Here is a 21939-nt window from a genome sequence, read left to right as displayed (position 1 = left end):
ATCGGGCAAAATAAAAAATTACCCGGCCGGGGTGCGTGCCTGCGTGCCGTCCAGCGGCGCCAGCGGGTAGTCGGGCGGCAGGACGAGCTCCGTCTCCAGCACGACGTGCCGGGGCGCCTCCGCAACCCGGCCCGCATCGAGCGCCTCGATCTCGGCCAGCAACACCTCCACGGCCCGGCGCCCCATCTCGCGCGTGGGCTGGCGCACACACAGGTGCGGATACGTATAAAACTCGTTCAGCCCCCCTTCGCCGAAAGTGACGATCTGGATCGACCGGCACAGGGCCACGCTGTGTTCACAGATGGCCCGGTAGACGCCCAGGCCGATCGGGAACGTCGCCGCGAAGACCGCCTCGGGCAGGTCGCCCGTCTGGAGGATCCGGCGGAAGGCGTCATAGCCGTGCTGTTCGTCGAAGCCGCCTTCGATGACCCAGTGCGCCGGCACCGGAAGGCCGTGCCGGCGCAGCGCCTCCTCGTACCCGGCCCGTCGCTCCCGGCCGATCTCGACCTCGCTCGACCCGGCGATGTGCGCGATGCGCCGGTAACCCTGCCCGATCAGGTAGGCGACGGCCTGCCGGGCCCCGTCACGGTCGTCCACCGTCACGCTGCTGAAGCCCATGTCCTCGATCCGCCGGTCGAAAAAGACCAGGGGGACGTTCATCTCGCGGACGCGCTCGTAGATGGCCCGGTCGGGTTTCTCCTTCGACACCGAGACGAGCAGCCCGTCCACCCGCATGGCCAGCAGGCGCTCGATGTGCTGGCGTTCGAGTTCCGCGCGCTCGCTCGAGACGGCCAGCACGATCCCGTAACCGGCCTTCGTCGCCTCCTCCTGCACCGCGTCGATGACGGTCGAGAAAAAGGTGTGGGCGATCTTGGGCACGACCACCCCGAGCGTGTGGGACCGGCGCGACGAGAGCGAGCGCGCCAGCAGGTTGGGCGTGTAGCCCATCTCCGCCGCCGTCTTCTTGACCAGCTCCCGTGTCTCCTTCGAGATGTCCGGGTGGTCGCGCAGGGCCTTCGAGACGCTGACCTTGGTCAGGTTCAACCGCTCGGCAATGTCGATCAGGCGCACGCGCTTGGCCATGATGCTCCTCGAAGGCGTCGTTCCCGCCCCTTGGGTTTACTTTATCGGTTAAGTTACGACGTGCACCCGTCGAAAGCAACGAACCGGCCCCCGGCTAAAAACCGAACACCCGCGGAAGCCACAGGCTCAGCCAGGGCACGTACGTGACGATCAACAGCGCGACGATCATGGCCGCAAAGAGCGGCAACAGCGGCCGGACGACCCGCGTGATGGGGACCCCGGCGATACCGCACCCGACGAACAGGACGCTCCCCACCGGCGGCGTGCACAGCCCCACGCACAGGTTGAGCACCATCACGATGCCGAAATGCGTCGGGTCCATCCCCAGCTCGGTCACGATGGGCAGAAAGATCGGGGTGAAGATGAGCACGGCCGGCGTCATGTCCATGAACGTGCCGACGGCCAGCAGGATGAGGTTGATGATGAGCAGGATCACGAGGGGACTCTCCGCCAGCCCGATGAGGCCCTCGGTTACGTTCTGCGGGATGTTTTCGTAGGCCATCACCCAGGAAAGCCCCATGGACGTGCCGATCAGGAGCATCACGATGGCCGTCGTCTTGACCGTCTCCAGCAGAATGCCCGGCACGTCGGCCAGGCGCACTTCGCGGTAGATCATCGCCAGGACGAAGGCATAGACCACGGCGACGGCCGAGGCCTCGGTGGCGGTGAAGATGCCCGCCACGATGCCGCCGATGACCAGCACGAGCATGAACAGGCTCGGAAAGGCTTCCAGCCCGCGGCGCACGATCAGGCGGGGCCGCAGGCGTTCGGCCCGCGGGTAGCCGCGCCGCCAGGCGATCACGCCGGCCACCACCATCAGGGCCAACCCCACCAGGATGCCGGGCAGGTACCCCGCCAGGAACAGCGCGGCGATGGAGACCCCCCCCGAGGCGAGCGAATACACGATGAGGATGTTCGACGGCGGGATGATGAGACCGGTCGTCGCCGAGGTGATGTTCACCGCCGCGCCGAATCCCCGGTCATAGCCCTCCTCTTCCATGCGGGGCGCCATCACCCCGCCGACGGCCGAGGCCGCCGCCACCGACGAACCCGAGATGGCGCCGAAGAGCATGGCCGCCAGGATGTTGACGTGGGCCAGCCCGCCGGGCAGAACCGCCACCAGGGTCTTGGCGAAGTCGATGAGGCGCCGGGCGATCCCGCCCCGGTTCATGAGCTGGCCGGCCAGGATGAAGAACGGGATCGCCAGCAGGGCGAAGCTGTCGAGCCCGGTGGCCATCCGCTGGGCCACCGTGGTGACGGCCGGCACCGGGTCGATGCTCACCAGCATCGTGCACACCGCCGCAACCCCGAGGCAGAACGCGATCGGGACGCCCAGGGTCATCAGCACGACGAAGCTGAAGACCAGGATGAAGATTTCGAGCCACGCCATAGGACCGGGAAGCAAGGATCAGAAAATCAGGATTCCGCGCCGGGGGCGGGCGGTTCGTCCCGCCGCGGCCGCCAGGCCCGCCACTGCCCGAGCCCGTCGGCCAGTGCGTAGAACATGATGAGCAGCCCGCTCAGCGGCAGCACGAGGTAGACGTAGCCGAGCGGCACGCCCAGGGCCGCCGACGTCTGCTCGAAGCGAAGGGTCAGCAGCACGAGCCGGCTCCCGCCCACCACCATGACGGCCAGCGCGAAGACGAAGACGCACCCGCCGATCGCCAGCTCCAGGAGGTGCCGCGCCCGGCCGGTGAGCCGCCCCGGCAGCAGGTCGATGGCCAGATGCAGCTTCTGCCCGGCGGCGTACGCGGCTCCGAGCAGCCCTATCCAGATGAGCAGGTAGCGCGCCAGTTCCTCCGTGTACGAGCTCGGGTCGCGCAGCACCCAGCGGGTGAACACCTGCCACAGCACGTTGAGCACGGCCAGCCCGATCACGCCCACGAGCAGCCCGGCGAGCCCGCGATCTACGAGGCGGCGTAGTTTTTCCATGGTGTGTCGTTCCGGGTTCATGCGGTCCAGCCAGTGTTCCCGCGCCGGCCTCACTCCGTGCGGCGGATCCGCTCGACGAGGCCGTAGACCAGCGTGTCGCTCCGGAAAGCCTCGTAGAGCGGCGCCACCGCCTCGACGAACGGGGTCTTGTCCGGGCGGAAGACCTCGACGCCGGCCTCCTGCACGGCGGCCAGGGCCTCCTCGACGGCCTCCTGCCAGAGCTGCCGCTGGTACACCGCCGAGGCCTGCGCAGCCTCCTGCAACCAGCCCTGTTGCTGCGGGGTCAGGTCCTCCCAGAGGAGCGTGCTGATCAGGAGCACGTCCGGCACCGAGGTGTGCTCGTCGAGCGAATAGTAGCGGCACACTTCGTAGTGACGGGAGAGGTAGAAGGAAGGCGGGTTGTTCTCGGCCCCGTCCACGATCCCCTGCTGGAGGGCGGTATACAGTTCCCCCCAGGCGATGGGGGTGGCCGACCCGCCGAGGGCCCGCACCATCTGGATGGCCACGGGACTCTCCTGCGTCCGGATCTTGAGCCCGGCCAGGTCGGCCGGCGTGAGGACGGGGCGGTCCTTCGTGTAGAAGCTCCGGCTGCCGGCGTCGTAATAGGCCAGCCCGCGAAGGTTGAACGGCTCGGCCCGCCGCAGCAACTCCTGCCCCACCGGCCCGTCGAGCACGGCAAACCGGTGGGTGTCGTCCCGGAAAAGATAGGGCAGGCCGAAGACCTGAAACGCCGGCACGAACCCTTCGAGCACGCTGGAGGACACCTTCGTCATGCCGAGCGAGCCGATCTGGAGCAGTTCGAGCGTTTCCCGCTCGGTCCCCAGCTGCTGGCTCGGGTAGATCTGCAGCCGCATGGTGCCGCCGGAGAGCTCGACCAGCCGCTCCCCCATGTACTCCATGGCCCGGTGCACCGGGTGGGTCGGGTCGAGACCGTGGCCCAGCTTGATCACCCGCACGCCGGTTCGCCCGCTGCATCCGGCCAGGACGAAGATCAGCACCAACAGGAGAAAGCGACGCCCGCCGTATGCAGCCATAGCGTTCAGCAGATCGTTTGCACCGAAAGAGCGATCAGAGCGAAACCCCGCGTTTCCAGGGGATGAAATCGTACTGGCCGAGTCGTTCCGCCTTCGTAAGCTGCTCACCGGAAGCAACCCGGATCACCAGCTCCAGCAGGGCTGCGCCGGCCTGCGCGATCGTCTGCTCCCCGGTGATCACCGGCCCGGCATCGAAGTCGATCAGGTCCGGCATGCGCCGGGCCAGCGCCGTGTTCGAGGAGACCTTGACGACGGGGGCGACCGGGTTGCCGGTGGGCGTGCCCAGCCCGGTCGAGAACAGGATCACGTTGGCGCCGGCACCGGCCATGGCCGTCGTGGACTCGACGTCGTTGCCGGGCGTGCAGAGCAGGTTCAGACCCGGCCGCCGCACGTATTCCGGGTAGTCGAGCACATCCACCACCGGGGAGGTGCCGCCCTTGCGTGCGGCCCCGGCCGACTTCATGGCGTCGGTGATGAGCCCGTCCCGGATGTTGCCCGGCGAGGGGTTCATGTCGAAGCCGGCCCCGACGGCCTCGGCCCGTGCGGCGTACGCCCGCATCAGCGTCCGGAAGCGATCGGCCACCTCGGCGCTCACGCACCGGTCGATCAGTTCCTGTTCGACCCCGCACAGTTCGGGAAACTCCGAGAGGATGACCGAGCCGCCGAGGGCTACGATCAGGTCGGCCACGTGCCCGATGACCGGGTTGGCGGACAACCCGGAGAAGCCGTCCGACCCCCCGCACTCGACTCCGATGGTAAGCCTGCCCAGCGGGGCGGGTCGCCGTTCGATCCGGTCGGCTTCCGCCAGGGCGACGAACGTCTGCCGTACGGCCTCCGTGAGCAGGTCCTCCTCGGTGCCGTAGCGCTGGTGTTCGAAGACCAGCAGCGGCTTGTCGAAGCGGGGATTGCGCCGGTGGAGTTCCTCGCGCAGCACCTCGACCTGGGCGTTCTGGCAGCCCAGGCTGAGGACGGTGGCACCGGCCACGTTGGGATGATGCAGGTAACCGGCCAGCAACCCGCAGAGCGCACGGGCGTCCTCGCGGGTGCCCCCGCAACCGGCCTGGTGCGTCAGAAAGCGGATGCCGTCCACGTTCGGGAAGACGCGGCCGGCACGGGCTTCCGTCCCCGGCGGGACGGGCAGGTGCCGCAGCTCGTCGGGCGTGGCGCCCTGCCGGTAGCGGTTCGCCAGCGCGGCGACCAGCTGGGCGTAGCGCCCGGGCCGGGCATAGCCGAGCACGGGTTCGAAGGCCTCGCGCAACACCTCTACGTTCCGGTTCTCACAGAAAACGAGGGGCACGACGAGCCACACGTTGGCCGTCCCTACCTGACCGTCCGAACGGTGATAGCCGAGGAAGGTACGCGCCTGCCATCGCGAGACGTCCGGCGCCTGCCAGGGACGGGGGCCGTGCCAGGCCCCGAAGCCGCTGGCGTCGTGACGCACGTTCTCCGTCGTCAGACGCGTGCCCCGCGTCAGGGGCCGGGCCGCCCGCCCGACGAGCACCCCGTACATGACGACCGGGTCGCCGGGCGCCAGGTCCTTCGTGACGAACTTGTGCTTGGCCGGCACGGCCTCCGGCAGCACACAGCGGGCCCCGTCGCAGGACACGCTCGTGCCCGCCGGCAGGTCGACCAGCGCCACGAGCACGTTGTCCGCGGGATGAACCTGGAGCACCTGAGCCATGTGAGCCGCCGTCTACTTTACCGGTTAAGCGAAGCTACGAAACAAAAGCGCTTCGCGCAAGCCGCCGGGACCACCGCCCCGCTACCGCGCCCGGAGCACGGCCAGATGATGGGGCCGGAGCCGGGCCGTATCTCCCGGCCGGTAGGTCAGCAACGGCACGCTGCGCGGGAACTCGGGCATGCGTTCCCACAGCCGCGGGGCCCCCGCCGGCGCCTCCGGCAGGGTGAAGGCGACACTCCGATCCCCGGCGTTGAACAGCACCAGAAACGTATCGTCGAAGATGGGTCTTCCCTGGGCATTCACATCGGCGATGCGATCGCCCCGCAGGAGCATACCGAAAGCATGCAGCTCCGGTGCCTGCCAGTCCTTCACGGTCATCTCCCGCCCGCCGGGATGCCACCACGTCACATCCTTGATCCCGAACTCATCCACCTGACCGGTCAGAAAGCGGTGACGACGAAAATTGGGATGGGCCTTTCGAAAGGCGATGAGCCGGCGTGTGAATTCGAGGAAGGCTTTCTTGCGCTCGTCGAGATCCCAGTCGTACCAGCTGATCTCGTTGTCCTGGCAGTACGCGTTGTTGTTGCCGTGCTGGGTGCGCGAGAGCTCGTCGCCGCCGAGGAGCATGGGCACACCCTGTGAGAGCAGCAGCGTGCCGAGCAGGCTCTGCTTGAGGGCATCGCGCCGGGCCAGGATCCGCTCGTCGTCCGTGGGTCCCTCCACGCCGCAATTGGTGCTGTAGTTGGCGTTGGTGCCATCGCGGTTGTCTTCGAGGTTGGCCTCGTTGTGTTTCTTTTCGTAGCTGACCAGATCCTCGAGCGTGAAGCCGTCGTGGGCGGTGACGAAGTTGATCGAGGCGAAGGGACGGCGGCCCGAAAGCTCGTAGAGATCGCTGGAGCCGGCGATGCGCGTGGCGAAGTCGCCGGCGACGCCGCGGTCGCCGCGCCAGAAGCGGCGGACGGCATCGCGGTACTTGCCGTTCCACTCGGTCCAGAGCCAGGGAAACTCCCCCACCTGATACCCGCCGGGTCCCACGTCCCACGGCTCGGCGATGAGCTTGACCTGGCTGAGCACGGGGTCCTGCTGGATGACCTTGAAGAAGGCCGAGAGCATGTTGATCTCGTAGAGGTCGCGGGCCAGGGCGGCGGCCAGGTCGAAGCGGAAGCCGTCGACGTGCATCGCCTCGACCCAGTACCGCAGGCTGTCCATGATGAGCTGGAGCACGTGCGGGTTGCCGGCGTCGAGCGTATTGCCCGTTCCGGTAAAGTCCATCAGGAAACGGGGGTTGTCCGGGTGCTCCTTGTAATAGGCCCGGTTGTCGATGCCCCGGAAGGAAAGGGTGGGGCCGAGGTGGTTGCCTTCGCCGGTGTGGTTGTAGACGACGTCGATGATGACCTCGAAGCCGGCGGCGTGCAGGGCGCGGACCATCATCCGAAAGTCGTCCACGGCTGTGATGGGTCCGTTCGTCGAATAGGTCGGCTCCGGCGCGAAATAGGCCAGGGTGTTATACCCCCAGTAGTTGGCGAGGCCGGCCTCGACCAGGTGCCGGTCGTTCACCTTGGCATGGACGGGCAGGAGCTGGATCGTCGTCACACCCAGGCGTTTGAGGTGTTCCAGGATGGGTTCGGAGGCCAGGCCGAGGTACGTCCCGCGCAGTTCTTCGGGCACCTCCGGGTGGCGTATGCTGATGCCCTTGACGTGCGTCTCGTAGATGATCGTGTCCGACCACGGGATGCGCGGCGGGTGGTCGTCGCCCCAGGCAAACCCTTCGCCTACGACCGCGCCGAGGGGGGCGTACGGCGCGCTGTCCTGCGGGTTGAAGGACAGGTCCTGCTGGGGATCACCGGGCTTGAAACCGAAGAGGCTGTCGTGCCAGCGAAGCGGCCGGCCGATGGCCCGGGCATACGGGTCCAGCAGCACCTTGTTCGGGTTGAAGCGATGCCCCTCCTCCGGGCGGTAAGGCCCGTAGACGCGATAGCCGTAGAGCTGGCCGGGCCGCAGGCCGGGCACGTAGCCGTGCCAGATCGGCCCCGTGCGCTCCGGAAGGGCACACGTGTAAGCCGGCGTCGCATCGTCCGGGTGATCGAAAAGCACCAGCTCCACCCGTTCGGCATGCACGCTGTAGAGGGCAAAGTTCACCCCGAGGCCGTCGAAGGTGGCGCCCAGCGGAAAGGGCCTGCCGGGATGCATGTGCAGCGACGGCCTCGTCAGACGAGCGAGGAGTTCCTGCTCGTTTTCGCGCTTCACGGGGGGTGCTTCTTGGTTCGAGGCAGAGGCGATGCCCGGACCGGGCCGGCCGGCCGGCACCGCCGGAACGAACGAATATACCGAACGGTCCGGCAGGTCGCAACGAACCGGAGACCGGTCCCTTTCCCTCCAAAAAGGTGCGCGTCCCCTGCCCGGAAGGGGAACCCATCCAGGCGGGCGACGCGCACCGGGCCTGCTTCCCTGCGAACCCCAGCACCTCCCCAAATGCCTCCGCAGGCAAAGCAGGCCATATCGCATGTATCTGGAAACACGGGCCGGTACGACGCAGGGCCCGGCCCGTGTGTGCGGTCATGGTCGCCTCCCCGACTGCTGTCCCCACCATGACACGGGGAGGCGACGGGCCGATCGCTTTCACGACGTCCGGACTGCCTCCAAAGCCCGTGCCATGTTCTGCGACCCGTCCCCCGGCGTCTGTGAACGCGCCTTTTCCGCCTTTCCACCGGCCGACTGTACAGCCTGCTGTTCAATGCCGACCTGTTCGGCAAACAGGGGTGCGATTTTGCTCCGGCGGTGCTATGTTGGGTCCCTCCGTCGCATCATCCGAACCCCGTATGACCCCCCCGGCCTGTCTCCCCGTGCTGTGCCTGTTCCCCGCCGCCCTGCTGCTGGCCCTTTCCCTGTCCGGCTGTTCCTCCTCTCCGGAGGTGCCCGGTCGCGTCACCGTGCGTGTGGCCACGTTCAACCTGGAAGACGTGCGAACGGAGGACCTTCGCCGCCCGGACCACCCGCGCCTGAAACGCCTGGCCGCACAGATCCAGCGACGCCGGCCGGATATCCTGTTGCTCAACGAAATCGCCTACGACATGCCCGGTGCCCCCGGCTACCGGGAAGGCGATCCGGCAGGCCGGAACGGCCAGCGCTTTGCCGACACTTTCCTCGCCGTCTCCCAGGCCGAAGGGCTCGAACCGATCCGCTACCGGGCCTTCATGGCCCCGACCAACACGGGCCGGCCCAGCGGCTTCGACCTCGACCACGACGGCCGTGCCGTGACGGCCTTTCCCGAACCGCCCCCCTCCGGGCCCGATGGCCGGCCCGCCCCCCAGACCCCCGAAGGCCGCGCCTACGGCAATGACTGCTGGGGCTTCGGCACGTTTCCCGGCCAGTATGCCATGGCCCTGCTCGTGCGAGAAGATTTCGAGATCCTCACCGACAGCGTGCGCACCTTCCGCGACTTCCCCTGGCACCGCCTGCCGGACGCCCTCCGCCCCATCGATCCCGCCACCGGTGAACCCTGGTACGACGACGCGGTCTGGCAGGCCTTTCCCCTCAGCTCGAAAAGCCACTGGGACGTGCCGGTGCGCCTGCCCGGAGGGCATGTCCTCCACCTCCTCGCCAGCCACCCCACGCCGCCCGCCTTCGACGGCCCCGAGGGCCGCAACAAGCGCCGAAACCACGATGAGATCCGCTTCTGGGCCGAATACCTTACCGCACCCCCCCGCGGCCGGGACACGACGTTCCTGATCGACGACCAGGGCCGCCGCGGGGGGCTTGCCCCGGATGCCCCCTTCGTCCTCCTCGGCGACCTCAATGCCGACCCGGACGAAGGCTCCTCCCTCAACGACCCCGTCGGCACCTTCCTCCTCCGGCACCCGCGTATCCAGGGCGACTTCGTGCCGCAGGCCGCGGGCCAGTCCCCCTTTCCCGACCTCGACCCCGACGACACCGCCCGCTGGGGCCTCCGCGTCGACTATGTGCTCCCTTCGACCGGCCTCACCATTCTCGACGGCGGCATCGACCGCCCCGACGACCCGAACGCCCCGCTCAGCGACCACTTCCTAGTCTGGCTGGACCTCGCCCTCCCCGGCACCGGCGGCGGGTGAGCGGGCCGCGCAGCCCATAGGACAAACCCTGAGGAACGGGAACAGGGCGAAAGCCCGGCACCGCCGACGAGCAAGGTGAACCGATCAAAACGACCCCGACACAGGACCATGCTCTGGTTTCAACGCGAGATCACGCTGGCGCCGCGCCCGCGCGGCTTTCACCTGATCACCGACGAAGTCACCCGTCAGGTGCCGGAGCTCCGGCAGATCGAAACCGGCCTCGCCCACGTGTTCATCCTCCACACCTCGGCCTCGCTGGCCCTCAACGAAAATGCTGACCCCGACGTGCGGCACGACCTGGAGGCGTTCTTCAACCGGCTCGTGCCTGAAAACGCCCCGTACTTCCGTCACACCGTCGAGGGACCGGACGACATGCCGGCCCACATCAAGGCCGTGCTCATCGGCTCCGCCCTGACGCTCCCCATCGCCGGGGGGCGGCTCCGGCTCGGGACCTGGCAGGGGCTCTACCTGTGCGAGCACCGGGATCGGGGCGGCCCGCGCCGCCTGGTCGTCACCCTCACGGGCGAACCGGCGCAGTAGAGCCGCCGGTCCGGCGAAGGGACGCCCGCCCGGCCTCAGTACAGGGCCATGTCGAACGTCCGGCGATGACGGCGGGTTACCTCGTGCTCCTCACCCAGGAGATGGAACAGGGCGATACACGCCTTGCGCGAAGCATCGTCGTCGTAGTACCGGTCGGTGCGGATGACCTCGATGAAATGCGCCAGGGCGGTGTCGAAGTCCCTGCGGGCGAGGGCTTCGAGGGCGGCCCGGTAGGCTTCCCGCGCCGGGCTCTCCGGCAGGTTTTCGACCTGTTCCCGCCGCCGCAGCAGCCCGGCGATGGTCTTGACGGCTTCGGCCAGGTGGACGTAGCGCGGCTCGGCCGTCGAGGCGCCTTCGGCCAGGCGGGCGGCCTCCTCCGGATCGTCGAAGACGAGCAGACGGGCCAGCAGTGCCCGGGCCTGCGGGTTCGCCGGCTCCTCGGCCAGCACCCGGCGCACCAGGGCCTCGGCCTGCGCCGCATCGCCGGCCTCCAGCGCTTCCTCGGCTTCGGCAAGCCGCTTCCTGTGCTCACTCGGCAGCGCCTTCTCCAGCCATTGCCGGACGGCATACTCGGGCAACGCCCCCACGAACTCATCGACCACCTGCCCGTCGACGAACAGCTTCACCGCCGGAATGCCCCGGATGCCGTACTGCATCGACAGCTCCGGATGTTCGTCCGTGTTCACCTTGACCAGCGTAAAGCGATCGGGCTGCTCGGTCGCCAGCCGTTCGAGTACCGGCCCAAGCACCCGGCACGGCCCGCACCACGGTGCCCAGAAATCGACCAGCACGGGCTTCTCATGGCTGGCCTGTAAGACGTCTTCTTCAAAGTTTTGAACCGCTACCGCCATATCGAACCCCCGTGTCGGTTAACTTTGGAGAAGTTTGTTCAACTTTGATCCGGTTCCTCCCCACGGGCGAAGGCACAGGCATTTCGCCCGTTTCCTTACCTGGCCTATGCATACCCGATGCTCCCGTGCCGGATTCGGCTTCATCGCATTTTTGCTTGCCCTGGCTACGGCCGGCTGCGACGCCTCCTCCCGGAGCACCTCCGGCCCGGCCGCCTACGACCCGGCGACCGACTCGCTGCGCTTCGCCGGGGAAGTGCACCTGCGCAACATCCGCCAGCTCACCTTCGGCGGCAACAACGCCGAAGCGTACTGGAGCTTCGACAACGAACAACTGGTCTTCCAGAGCGACTGGGACGCGATCAACGACCAGGGCTGCGACCAGATCTACGTCATGAACGCCGACGGCCGCCCGTTCGACGACGGCCAGCCCTATCGCCTCGTCTCCACCGGCCGGGGCCGCACCACCTGCGGCTACTTCCTCCCCGACGGACGGGTGATCTACGCCTCCACCCATGCCGCCGACCCGGCCTGCCCCCCCACCGTGATGTTCGAGCAGGGACGTTACGTGTGGCCCATCTACGAAACCTACGACATCTACGTCGCCAACGCGGACGGCTCCGGCACCGAACGCCTCATCGGCGGGCCGGGCTACGATGCCGAGGCCACCGTCTCCCCCGACGGCCGCTACGTCGTCTTCACCTCCACCCGCTCCGGCGACCTGGAGCTGTGGCGCTATGAGATCGCCACCGGCGAGCTGCTCCAGCTCACGCACGACCTCGGCTACGATGGCGGCGCCTTCTTCTCCCCCGACTCGAAGCGGATCGTCTGGCGGGCCAGCCGCCCCACCGGCAAGGACGCCGACGTCTACCGGGACCTGCTCGCCAGGGGGCTCGTCGAACCCAAAGCCCTGAACCTCTTCGTGGCCGACCTCGACGGCTCGAACGCGCGCCAGATCACCGACCTTCCCGGGGCCAACTGGGCCCCCTTCTTCCACCCCTCGGGCGAAAAAATCCTCTTCACCTCGAACCACCACACCCTCGCAGAGGACGGCCGCCTGTTCGACCTTTTCATGATCAACCTCGACGGCACCGGCCTCGAACAGATCACCCATTCCGGCACGTTCGACGCCTTCCCCATGTTCTCCTTCGACGGGAAAAAGCTCGCCTTCGCCTCCAACCGGAACGTCAGCCGCACCCCCTCGCGCGAAACCAACATCTTCGTGGCCGACTGGATCGAAAACCCCGAGCCGGTCGACATCAACTTTCAGCCTCCCCATACGACGCCCTGACGTACCGCCGGCCTCCGCCCCCCGCACGCCCGTGGGGATTGAGGAGGCATAAATTATTTTTAGCCCAAACTAAAATTGGTGTGTGGCGTAATAGGCCCCGTGTCTTCAACGCACGGACCTCACGCCTATGCCAGGACCTCTACGTTCTTCCTTCGTCGTTCTTCTCGTCTCGGCCCTGCTGGGCACCGGTTGCGGCCGGCAGGCCGCCCGGACGGACGCGGCCGACCTGTCCGGGCGCCCCATCCGCGTCGTGGCCACCACCAGCCTCGTGGCCGACCTGGTCCGCCACATCGGCGGGGAGCGCGTGGACGTGACGGGGCTGATGGGACCGGGCGTCGACCCGCACCTCTACAAAGCCAGCGAGGGAGACGTGACGCGCATGGCCTCGGCCGACGTCATCTTCTACAACGGCCTCCACCTCGAGGGCAAGATGACGGAGGTCTTCGAGCAGATGAAGCAGCGGGGCATTCCGACCTATGCCGTCACCGACGGGATCGACACCACCCGGTACCGGAGTTCCGCCTACTTCACGGGCAATTACGACCCGCACATCTGGTTCGATGTCTCGCTCTGGATGGAGGCGGCCCGGTACGTGGCGAAGGTGCTGGCGACGCTCGACCCGGCCCACGCGGCCACCTATGAGGCCAATGCCCGCCGGTACGTCGCCGAGCTGGAGACGCTGGAGGCCTATGTGCGGGCGCGGGTGGCCGAGATCCCGGCGGCGCAGCGCGTGCTCATCACGTCGCACGATGCCTTCGGCTATTTCGGCCGCGCCTACGGCTTCGAGGTGCGCGGCCTGCAGGGCATCAGCACGGCCACCGAAGCCGGTGCCGCCGACGTGCAGGCGCTGGCCGACTTCGTGGCGACGCGGCGCATCCCCGCGATGTTCGTCGAGTCGTCCGTCTCGCCGCGCGGCATCGAGGCGGTGCGGGCGGCGGTGCGGGCCCGCGGTTTCGACGTCCGGATCGGCGGTACCCTCTATGGCGATGCCCTGGGTGCCCCGGACACCCCCGCCGGCACCTACACCGGCATGGTCCGCCACAACGTCGACACCATCGTCGACGCCCTGCTCGGCCGGCAAACGCTACAGTCGACATGACACAGCGAACGTTCTTTGCCGGGCTTCCTTCCGAGAACCACGGATCGGAACAACCGGAAAGCCGCAACTTGAAACCGGAAACCATTCCTGCCATCGAGGTGCGCGACCTGACGGTGGCGTACCGGGACCGGCCGGTGCTCTGGGACATCGACCTGGACGTACCGCCGGGGGTGCTCATGGCCATCGTCGGGCCGAACGGAGCCGGCAAGACGACCCTCCTGAAAGCCATCCTCGGGCTCGTGAAGCCGGCGGCGGGCGAGATCCTCGTCTACGGGCAGCCGTACGAAAAACAGCGGGACCGCGTGGCCTATGTCCCCCAGCGGGGCAGCGTCGACTGGGATTTTCCCACTTCGGTCCTCGACGTGGTGATGATGGGACTCTATGGCCGTCTCGGGTGGTTTCGCCGTCCGGGACGGCGCGAGCGGGCCCTGGCCCTGGAAGCCCTCGAAAAGGTGGACATGGCCGCCTTCGCGAAGCGGCAGATCAGCCAGCTCTCGGGCGGGCAGCAGCAGCGCGTCTTCCTGGCCCGTGCCCTCGTGCAGGACGCCCAGCTCTACCTCATGGACGAGCCGTTCCAGGGGGTCGATGCCACCACCGAACGCGCCATCATCGCCCTGCTGCGCGAACTGCGGGCCCGCGGCAAAACGGTCGTCGCCGTCCACCACGACCTGCAGACGGTGCCCGAATACTTCGACGCCGTGATGCTGCTCAACGTCCGATGCATCGCCAGCGGACCGGTCGACGAGGTCTTCACGGAGGAGAACCTGCGCCTGACCTACGGCGGGCGGATCGCCTTCCTCAAAACCGCCTCGGTAACGTGATGCGGGCGGCTACGCGGGGGATCCGCTCCGCCCTGCAACCTGCCACCTGAAACCACAACCGGGATGGAGCTGCTGACCGACTACACGTTGCGCACGGTGGTCCTGGGCGCGGTGACGCTCGGCATTGTGAGCGGGGCGCTGGGGACGTTCGCCGTGTTGCGGCAACAGAGCCTCCTCGGCGACGCCATCTCGCACGCCGCCCTGCCCGGCATCGCGCTGGCGTTTCTCCTGACCGGCAGCAAGCTGCCGCTGGTGCTCATGCTCGGTGCGGCCGCGGCCGGCTGGCTGGCCACCCTGCTCGTGATGGCCGTCACCCGGACGACCCGCGTCAAGTACGACAGCGCCCTCGGGCTCATGCTCTCGGTCTTCTTCGGCTTCGGGCTCGTGCTCCTGACCTTCATCCAGCGACGCCCGGACGCCAACCAGGCCGGCCTCGACACGTTCCTCTTCGGCCAGGCGGCGGCCCTGGTCACGCGCGACGTCCTCACGATGGGTGTCCTCGGCACGGTGGCCCTCGTGCTGATGCTGCTCTTCTGGAAAGAGTTCAAGCTGCTGGCCTTCGACCCGGCTTTCGGGCACACGCTGGGCCTGCGCATGGGCCCGCTCGACGTGCTCCTGACGTCGCTGCTCGTCGTGGCCATCGTCATCGGCCTGCAAGCCGTAGGCGTGGTGCTCATGAGCGCCATGCTCATTGCCCCGGCCGCCTCGGCCCGGCAATGGACCGACCGCCTCGGCCTGATGGTGGCCCTCTCGGCCCTCTTCGGCGCCCTGGCCGGCACCGGCGGCGCCCTCCTCAGCAGCACGGCGGCCAACCTGCCGACGGGACCGATGATCGTGCTCTGCGCCGGGGTGCTCGTCGTCGTCTCCCTGCTGTTTGCCCCGAACCGGGGCCTGCTGGCCCGCCAGCTACGGGCCCGGCGCAACAGCCGGCGCCTCCGCCACGAGGCCGTGCTGCTCGACCTCTATGCCCTCTCGAGCCAGCACACCGACCCCGGTCATCCCCATCACGAATCGGTCCTCGACGTGATGCGCGACGAGCCGGTGCACACGCGCCGCAGCCTGGAAGCCCTCGCCGGGCAGGGCTACGTCCGCCCCACCGGAGACCAGCACTGGGCCCTCACCCCCGAAGGCACCGAACAGGCCCGCCGCCTCCTGGCTGCACGGGGCGAAACAACGGACCGGAACGCCGGGAACCCTCCGCAGGACGCGAACGCATAGAACAGACCATGACGCCCGAACAGGTTGAGATACAACTGGTGGCCGTGGTGGTGGCGGCGGCGTGCGCGCTGCCGGGTGCCTTCCTCGTCCTGCGCCGGATGGCCATGATGAGCGACGCCATCAGCCACGCCATCCTGCCCGGCATCGTCGTCGCCTTCTTCCTCACGGAGGACCTGAACTCGCCCCTGCTCATCCTGGGTGCGGCGCTGACGGGGGTGCTCACGGTGGCGCTCGTCGAGCTGATCCACCGGACGCGGCTGGTGAAGGAAGATGCCGCCATCGGGCTCGTCTTTCCCGTGCTGTTCAGCCTCGGCGTCATCCTGATCGCCCGCTTCGCCGGGGACGTCCACCTGGACACCGACGCGGTGCTGCTCGGCGAGCTGGCCTTCGCCCCGTTCGACCGGCTCGTGCTGGCCGGGTATGACCTCGGCCCGAAGGCCCTCTACGTGATGGGCGCCGTCGGGCTGCTCAATGCGCTCTTCCTGCTGCTTTTCTACAAGGAACTGAAGCTGGCCACGTTCGACGCCGGGCTGGCGGCGGCGCTCGGGTTCGCCCCGGGCCTGCTGCACTACGGGCTGATGACGCTTGTCTCCATGACGGCCGTGGGCGCCTTCGACGCCGTGGGATCGATCCTGGTCGTGGCCCTGATGATCGGGCCGCCGGCAACGGCCTACCTGCTCACCGATCGCCTCGACGTCATGATCGGGCTCGGCGTGGGCCTCGGGGCGGCCTCGGCCGTCGGCGGGTACTGGCTGGCCCACCTGCTCGACGCCTCCATCGCCGGTGCCATGGCCACCGTCGTGGGCCTGCTCTTTGCCGCGGTCTTCTTCCTGGCACCCGAGCGCGGCCTCCTGGCCCTGGTGCGGCGGCGGCGACGCCAGCGATGGATCTTCGCCGTGAAGATGCTCACCATCCACCTGCTCCACCACGAGGGCGGCCCGCACGAAGCCCGTGAGTGCCGCATCGACCACCTCCAGGAGCACCTTCGCTGGGAAGCCGCCTTCGCCGACCGGGTCGTCCGCGAAGCCCTCGGCAGGGGCCTCGTGCGCCGCAGCGACGGGCGCCTCCACCTCACCGACGCCGGCCGCACCCTTGCCCGCGAGGCCATCGTCCAGGCCTGAGCCCGGGGACACGACCCGGCCACGCGGGCGCGTCAGTGCGGCCCGGGCAGCGTGGCCGCCAGACGCTCGAAACGCTCGATCTCCTCGCGCAGGGCGGCACGGAGGGGTTCGAGACGAGGATCCGCGTGGTGCGTGGAAGCCTCCAGAACGGCCCGGAAGAACCAGCGTTGCGCCTCCGGGCCGGCGCTGAGGGGCTTGCGGTTCGGCCCCTTCTCGAAGACGTTGATGCCGCTGGCCAGGCTCTCGTTCATCGACCAGAGGTTGTGCAGCTTGTCGGCCAGGCTGATGGCCATGGCGCCGGACGAGGCCGCACGCAAGGCCGCCACGTAGTCCTCTTTGCGGACCCGCCACGAACGAGGGTTGCCGTGCTCGTCGTACTTCCGTTCGGTCACCTCGGCCACCCGGCGGGCCACCTCCTCCCCCATGAGCGCGCACAGCTCGCCGTAACGAAGCTCTTCCCCGTAGCGGTTGGCGTCCTCGATGACGTCGTGCAGGAAAGCCGCCGCCACGGTCACGTCGTCCCATCCCGCTCGCTGGACGGTGAGGGCCACATTGGTCACATGTGCCATCACCGGCACCCCGAGGGCCTCGGCCGTCGGCACCTCGAAGGCGGGATCTCGCCAGCGGCTCTTCCGGTACGTCCCGTCATGCCACTGCGCCGACAGCTCGATGGCCATCTCGATCAACGGGCTGAAGACGGAGGTCGAAGCGGCGTCCGAATGCATTTGAAACGGGCTTTGCGGCTTTCAGATTGCGGGGTTTCCACCCTTCCTCACCCGGGATAGCGGAAACCGTTCCCGCACCTCCTGCGGGTCGCTCCGCGCCCATCCCCGTACCCGTTCTTTAAGCCGATCAAAGTTCCACGATCTGGTGTTCGGTGGTGTCCAGGTCGAGGTCGTTCCGGAGGTGCACCAGCAGGGCCGGGCTGTATTTGTTCAGGAAATACAGGGGAGAAAGCACCCGTTCCTGCAGCTTGCCGTCCGGGAAGAGGTTGACCCGGGCCTTGTGAAGCTGCTGGCGGAGCGTGTCGTGATGGCGCTTTTCGGCCTTGAGGACGCGCTCCTTCAGGCGGGCGAACTCCTTCGCCAGCGCGGCCCGCGTCGCTTCGGCGGCCTTGCCGAGCGAGCGGTCCACCCGTTCGGCCACCGGCTTGAACGTGTTGACGGCGGTGTGCAGGTGCCGGACGGCTTCCTGAAAGACCGCCTCCACGTCCACCTCCATCTCGTCGAGCACCACACGGCGAAAGAGCCGGTCCGCCTCTTCGGCCAGGTCCGGCACGTCGATCGGGTGCTGCGCCAGCACCTTCTTCACCTTGGACTCGACGAGGGTGGCGCTGGCACGCGGGTAGACGACGGGCATCGGGACGCCGGCCCATTCATAGACCGGTTTGAGCTGGGCGAAGTAGGAGACCTCGCCGGGACCTGCCACGTAGACGGCCGTCGGCAGGAGGGTATCCTGCATGAGCGGGCGCAGGATGACGTTCGGGCTGAAGCAGCCGGGGTGCTCGTCGAGGCGGGCGAGCAGGTCCTCGCGGTTCAGGAGGCGGTCGGTGCCCCGCAGCCGGAAGTGCGTGCCTTCGGCATCGAGGGCATAGCGCCGGTTGTCTTCGAGCAGGAAAAGGTTGGTGGGGCGGGCGTGCACCTGGGCATGGTAATGCTCCGAGAGGCGGGCACTGACGGCCTCGAAGCGCGCCTGCACCGTGGCGTGGTCCGCGATCTCCCGGCGAAAGAGGGGAGCCGCCAGGCGCTTCAGGCGGGCGTCATCCGGGGAGATGAAGACCAGTCCTTCTTCCGGAAAGAAGGCCCGCATGAGCCGGGCGAAGGCGTCGAGCAGGGAGACGCCGGGCCGGTAGGCATCGCGCACCCGTTCCATCAGCCCGTCCCGAAAGTCGGAAGGAGCAAGGGCCGCCTCGACGGCTGCGAGCACCTCGTCGATCTGCCCGGTGAGCACGAGCCGCCCGACCGGGCCGAGGTTGCCGCCTTCGGGCGGGGTGTGCCCGGCATAGCGGACTTCGACCAGCTCGTTACGCTGGAGCAACCGCACCGCAGCCACCTCGTCGAAGTCGTGGTCTTCTCCTTCGAGCCAGAACACCGGCACGACGGGCCGGCCGGTTTCCTCCTGCAGCCGGCGCGCCAGCTGGAGCGTCGTGATGGTTTTGTACGGGGTGTAGAGCGGACCGGTGAAGAGCCCCACCTGTTGTCCCGTCACCACGGCCACGGTTTCCGGCCGGCGCAGCGCCTCGATGTTGGCCCGCGTGGCGTCGTCGAGCCCCCAGCGCGCGTTCTGCTCCAGGAGCACGTCCACCAGGGCTGCCCGGTCCCGCGGGTGTTCTGCGGCGCGGCGGGCGGCGTCGGCGCGGACCTCGGCGCGGCGGAAGTCGCCCGCATAGAACGCGTCCAGGGCTTCATAGGCCGTACAATAGGTTTCGAAGAGCAGGGGGAAGGCGTCGAACGCACCGAACGGGATGCGACGCACGGCAGCGATGGTCGAAGCGGCTACGGTCATGAACTCGGAAGGCTGATACGGGCAGCGAACGACCGCCGGGAAAAGAAAAAAACGAAAGGGCGCCGGCGTATGGGTTGAAGCGGGCAGCCTTTCGTTTCACCGGTACGGGTGAGGACGACGGAGGCACCGGCGAGCGGGCCGGTGGGGCGTCAGTTGTTTTCGCTTTCGAGACGCTGGATCTTGTCACGGAGCTTGGCGGCGAGCTCGTAGTTTTCCTCCGCAATGGCGTCTTCGAGTTGCTTCTGCAGCCGGGCCAGGGGCGACTTCGGCAGGGGCTCTTCCTCCTTTTCCTCCTCCACCGGCTCGGCATGCGTCATGGACATCTCGTCTTCGGTCGGGATACCGGCCTCCTCGAGCACGGCAGCCGCCACAAAGATCGGGGCTTCCACCCGGACGGCCAGCGCCACCGCATCGCTGGGACGCGCATCGAGCTGTCCTTCCTCACCGTCGTGCACGTAGCGGATCTTGGCAAAGAACGTCCCCTCGCGCAGTTCGTCGATCAGCACTTCGAGGACCTCGGCATCGACCGCCTCGAAGAGATCACGCAGGAGGTCATGCGTCATCGGCCGCGGCGGGGTGATCTTCTCGAGTTCCAGGGCGATGGCCTGGGCCTCGAAAGCACCGATGATGATCGGCAGACGGCGGTTGCCGTTGACTTCGCCGAGCACGAGCGCATAGGCGCCCCCGCTGGAAGGACTGGTCGAAAGTCCGATGATTTCTACCTGGATAAAGCCCATTGCATCCTGTTGAAATGTGCCGTATCGGAAAAAGTGTTGCGCCGGGAAAGACGCTGCAATCGTTTCTTACCGCGTCTACGCGCGGCGATGCGGTCGGTGCCGGGTTCGCCCGCATCAGGTTGGATGCAGTGCCTCTTTCAACGCCCCCAAAAACGCCTTGTTCTCAGCCGGGGTGCCGGCATTGACGCGGAGATAGCCGGGCAGTTCGGGATAGCCGCTCATGTCGCGCACCAGCACGCCTTTCCCTGCGAGACGAGCCATGAGCGGCCGGGGTTCCAGGGGGGTTCGGAAAAGGACGAAGTTGGCCTGGGAGGGCAGCACCTCGACGCCCTCGATGGCCTGGAGGGCCTGGGTCAGGGCCTGCCGGGACGCCTTCAGCTCGGCCACGCGGGCCGTCACCAGCTCGGGCCGCTCCAGCAGTGCCAGGGCCACCGTCTCGGCCAGGCGGTCGACCATGAAAGGGAGGCGGGCCTTGAGCAGCTCGGCGACGACGGCGGGATGCCCCATCAGGTACCCCACACGCAACCCGGCCAGCCCGAACGCCTTCGAGAACGTCCGCATGACGAGCACGTTCGGGTAGGTATCGAGCAAGTGCCGGGCGCTGGGTTCGTCGTTGAACTCGACGTAGGCCTCGTCGACGACGACGAACCCTTCGGCGGCGGCGGCCAGGCGTTCGATGTCGGCCAGGGGCATGGCCAGCCCGGTCGGGTTGTTCGGGGAGGCCAGGACCGTCAGCGCGGGCCGGTGCCGCTCCACGGCGGCCACCAGGGCATCGGCGTCGAAATGCAGGTCCGGGCGAGGCGGCACGCCCACCACCTTCCCGCCGAAGAGGCGCACCATGGTTTCGTAGAGGGAGAAGAGGGGCCGCGGCAACACCACCGGTGTGCCGGCTTCGACGAGGGCCAGCCCGAGCGTGTAGGTCAGCTCGTTGGAGCCGTTGCTGAGCAGCAGGCCGTCGGGGTCGTGTTCGAGCCGCCGGGCCAGCGCGTGCCGGAGGCGGTCCGGTTGTTCGGTGGGATACCGGTTGAACGGGATCTCCATGAACGCCTCCAGCACCGCCCGCTTGAGGTCGTCCGGCAGGTCGTAGGGAGATTCGTTCTGGTTGAGCTTGACGGCCACGTCCGGGAGGCCGCCGACGTGATAGGGACGCTCGCGCCGCACCGCCGGCCGGATGTGCCGGAGCACCGCCTCCAGCGCCGCCGCTTGCCTGAGCACGGTTGTCATCTGCTCTCTGCCGAAATCACAACGGGGTTGCGGGTCGCCGCCCGCACATACCCTTTTCGGCACCGGGCGTGCCCGGCCTGTATAATCCACGCGGCGGTATTTGTTCGCCCCCGGGGTCCGGCCGGGCGGGCTTTGCAAAAGGTTCACGGAGCCGCCCGTCGCCACGCCGCACGGCCGGCCCGGGCTCAATAATCGCTGTCGCGATAGTCCTCATCCGAGAAGACATCCGGCAACCCGCGGAAGTCGTAGTCGGGCAGGCATTCCTCCCGGACGAACTGTACGACCTCGTGCATGGCCGACATAAACTTGCCGAAGTCTTCCTTGTAAAGAAAGATCTTATGCTTTTCGTAGCGGCCGTCGTCGATGCGCTTGCTTTCGGTGATGGTGATGAAAAAGTCCTCGCCGGAGCGCGTCGGCTTCACGTCAAAGAAATAGGTGCGTTTCCCGGCCGGGACGCGCCTGGAGAAGACTTCTTCCTGCTGGTACCGGTCGGAGGCTGCTCCTCCGTCCTCGTCGTCATAGTGTTCCCGATACCGGTTGTTACGGCCCGCATGTCGACGCTCTTCGTAGTCCCGGTGCTCCCGTTGGTAACTCATCGATCCCAGCTCCGTCCGTCTCTGCCTGCCTGCGCAGGGGGTTATTTGATGATGTAAAACGACCCGCGGATGACCCGCCGGGGGTGGCGAGCCGCGAGCGAGGGTGAAAGGCACATGGTGG

The 21939-nt window shown here is 67.8% G+C and carries 19 protein-coding genes; 7 read left to right on the top strand and 12 right to left on the bottom strand.

The annotated features are described in order from the left end of the window. Positions 1-18: 18 nt before the first annotated feature. From GQ464_RS13590 to glgX, 6 genes are all read right to left on the bottom strand, one after another. Positions 19-1083, bottom strand: coding sequence for a LacI family DNA-binding transcriptional regulator (locus GQ464_RS13590; RefSeq protein WP_228350298.1), 1065 nt, complete (start codon positions 1081-1083; stop codon positions 19-21). A gap of 94 nt (positions 1084-1177) precedes the next feature. Then, complete coding sequence (locus tag GQ464_RS13585) at positions 1178-2473, bottom strand: TRAP transporter large permease (protein WP_166978019.1); 1296 nt, start codon at positions 2471-2473, stop codon at positions 1178-1180. 26 nt (positions 2474-2499) lie between these two features. Beyond that, positions 2500-3015, bottom strand: a complete 516-nt coding sequence (locus GQ464_RS13580; RefSeq protein ID WP_166978021.1) for a TRAP transporter small permease — start codon at positions 3013-3015, stop codon at positions 2500-2502. 50 nt (positions 3016-3065) lie between these two features. Beyond that, positions 3066-4049, bottom strand: coding sequence for a TRAP transporter substrate-binding protein (locus tag GQ464_RS13575; protein ID WP_166978023.1), 984 nt, complete (start codon positions 4047-4049; stop codon positions 3066-3068). 34 nt (positions 4050-4083) lie between these two features. Next, positions 4084-5730: a UxaA family hydrolase gene (locus tag GQ464_RS13570; protein ID WP_166978025.1), complete on the bottom strand. Its 1647-nt coding sequence runs from the start codon at positions 5728-5730 to the stop codon at positions 4084-4086. Between the two features lie 81 nt (positions 5731-5811). Further along, entirely contained in the window at positions 5812-7920 is a 2109-nt protein-coding gene (glgX, locus tag GQ464_RS13565; protein ID WP_166978112.1) for a glycogen debranching protein GlgX, read from the bottom strand. Between the two features lie 629 nt (positions 7921-8549). Between glgX and GQ464_RS13560 the strand changes: the two genes are divergently transcribed. Both GQ464_RS13560 and GQ464_RS13555 read left to right on the top strand, forming a co-directional pair. Continuing rightward, the gene (locus tag GQ464_RS13560) at positions 8550-9818 is read left to right on the top strand and encodes an endonuclease/exonuclease/phosphatase family protein (RefSeq protein ID WP_166978029.1); all 1269 of its coding nucleotides are present in this window, start codon (positions 8550-8552) and stop codon (positions 9816-9818) included. A 108-nt stretch (positions 9819-9926) separates the two neighbouring features. Beyond that, complete coding sequence (locus tag GQ464_RS13555) at positions 9927-10358, top strand: secondary thiamine-phosphate synthase enzyme YjbQ (RefSeq protein ID WP_166978033.1); 432 nt, start codon at positions 9927-9929, stop codon at positions 10356-10358. A gap of 35 nt (positions 10359-10393) precedes the next feature. On the opposite strand, the gene trxA is transcribed toward GQ464_RS13555, so the two are convergent. Next, the gene (gene trxA, locus GQ464_RS18750; RefSeq protein ID WP_166978036.1) at positions 10394-11209 is read right to left on the bottom strand and encodes a thioredoxin; all 816 of its coding nucleotides are present in this window, start codon (positions 11207-11209) and stop codon (positions 10394-10396) included. A gap of 106 nt (positions 11210-11315) precedes the next feature. Between trxA and GQ464_RS13540 the strand changes: the two genes are divergently transcribed. The 5 genes from GQ464_RS13540 to GQ464_RS13520 all read left to right on the top strand — a co-directional run bounded on the left by GQ464_RS13540 (position 11316) and on the right by GQ464_RS13520 (position 16756). Then, on the top strand, positions 11316-12497 hold the full coding sequence (locus tag GQ464_RS13540; protein ID WP_166978040.1) for a TolB family protein: 1182 nt from the start codon (positions 11316-11318) through the stop codon (positions 12495-12497). Between the two features lie 127 nt (positions 12498-12624). Then, positions 12625-13596, top strand: a complete 972-nt coding sequence (locus GQ464_RS13535; RefSeq protein WP_166978049.1) for a metal ABC transporter solute-binding protein, Zn/Mn family — start codon at positions 12625-12627, stop codon at positions 13594-13596. A 68-nt stretch (positions 13597-13664) separates the two neighbouring features. After that, entirely contained in the window at positions 13665-14417 is a 753-nt protein-coding gene (locus tag GQ464_RS13530) for a metal ABC transporter ATP-binding protein (protein ID WP_272493450.1), read from the top strand. A gap of 63 nt (positions 14418-14480) precedes the next feature. Continuing rightward, positions 14481-15635, top strand: a complete 1155-nt coding sequence (locus GQ464_RS13525; RefSeq protein WP_166978054.1) for a metal ABC transporter permease — start codon at positions 14481-14483, stop codon at positions 15633-15635. A gap of 8 nt (positions 15636-15643) precedes the next feature. Beyond that, positions 15644-16756, top strand: coding sequence for a metal ABC transporter permease (locus GQ464_RS13520; RefSeq protein ID WP_166978056.1), 1113 nt, complete (start codon positions 15644-15646; stop codon positions 16754-16756). Positions 16757-16788: 32 nt separating this feature from the next. Here the strand turns inward: GQ464_RS13520 and GQ464_RS13515 are convergent, their stop codons facing one another. The 5 genes from GQ464_RS13515 to GQ464_RS13495 all read right to left on the bottom strand — a co-directional run bounded on the left by GQ464_RS13515 (position 16789) and on the right by GQ464_RS13495 (position 21818). Then, positions 16789-17481 (bottom strand): HD domain-containing protein, encoded by a 693-nt coding sequence (locus GQ464_RS13515; protein ID WP_166978058.1) that lies wholly within the window; start codon positions 17479-17481, stop codon positions 16789-16791. A gap of 127 nt (positions 17482-17608) precedes the next feature. After that, the gene (gene bshC, locus GQ464_RS13510; protein WP_166978060.1) at positions 17609-19261 is read right to left on the bottom strand and encodes a bacillithiol biosynthesis cysteine-adding enzyme BshC; all 1653 of its coding nucleotides are present in this window, start codon (positions 19259-19261) and stop codon (positions 17609-17611) included. A gap of 149 nt (positions 19262-19410) precedes the next feature. After that, complete coding sequence (locus GQ464_RS13505; protein ID WP_166978062.1) at positions 19411-19998, bottom strand: bifunctional nuclease family protein; 588 nt, start codon at positions 19996-19998, stop codon at positions 19411-19413. Positions 19999-20112: 114 nt separating this feature from the next. After that, entirely contained in the window at positions 20113-21222 is a 1110-nt protein-coding gene (gene hisC, locus GQ464_RS13500; RefSeq protein ID WP_166978064.1) for a histidinol-phosphate transaminase, read from the bottom strand. A 185-nt stretch (positions 21223-21407) separates the two neighbouring features. Then, a complete protein-coding gene (locus GQ464_RS13495) occupies positions 21408-21818 on the bottom strand; it encodes a DUF3276 family protein (protein ID WP_166978066.1) in 411 nt (136 codons plus the stop codon). Positions 21819-21939: the final 121 nt, after the last annotated feature.

Source organism: Rhodocaloribacter litoris (assembly GCF_011682235.2).
GTDB classification, from domain to species: Bacteria; Bacteroidota; Rhodothermia; order Rhodothermales; family ISCAR-4553; genus Rhodocaloribacter; species Rhodocaloribacter litoris.
The sequence above is the reverse complement of the archived record's forward strand: the minus strand, read 5'-3'. Positions and strand labels throughout refer to the sequence as shown.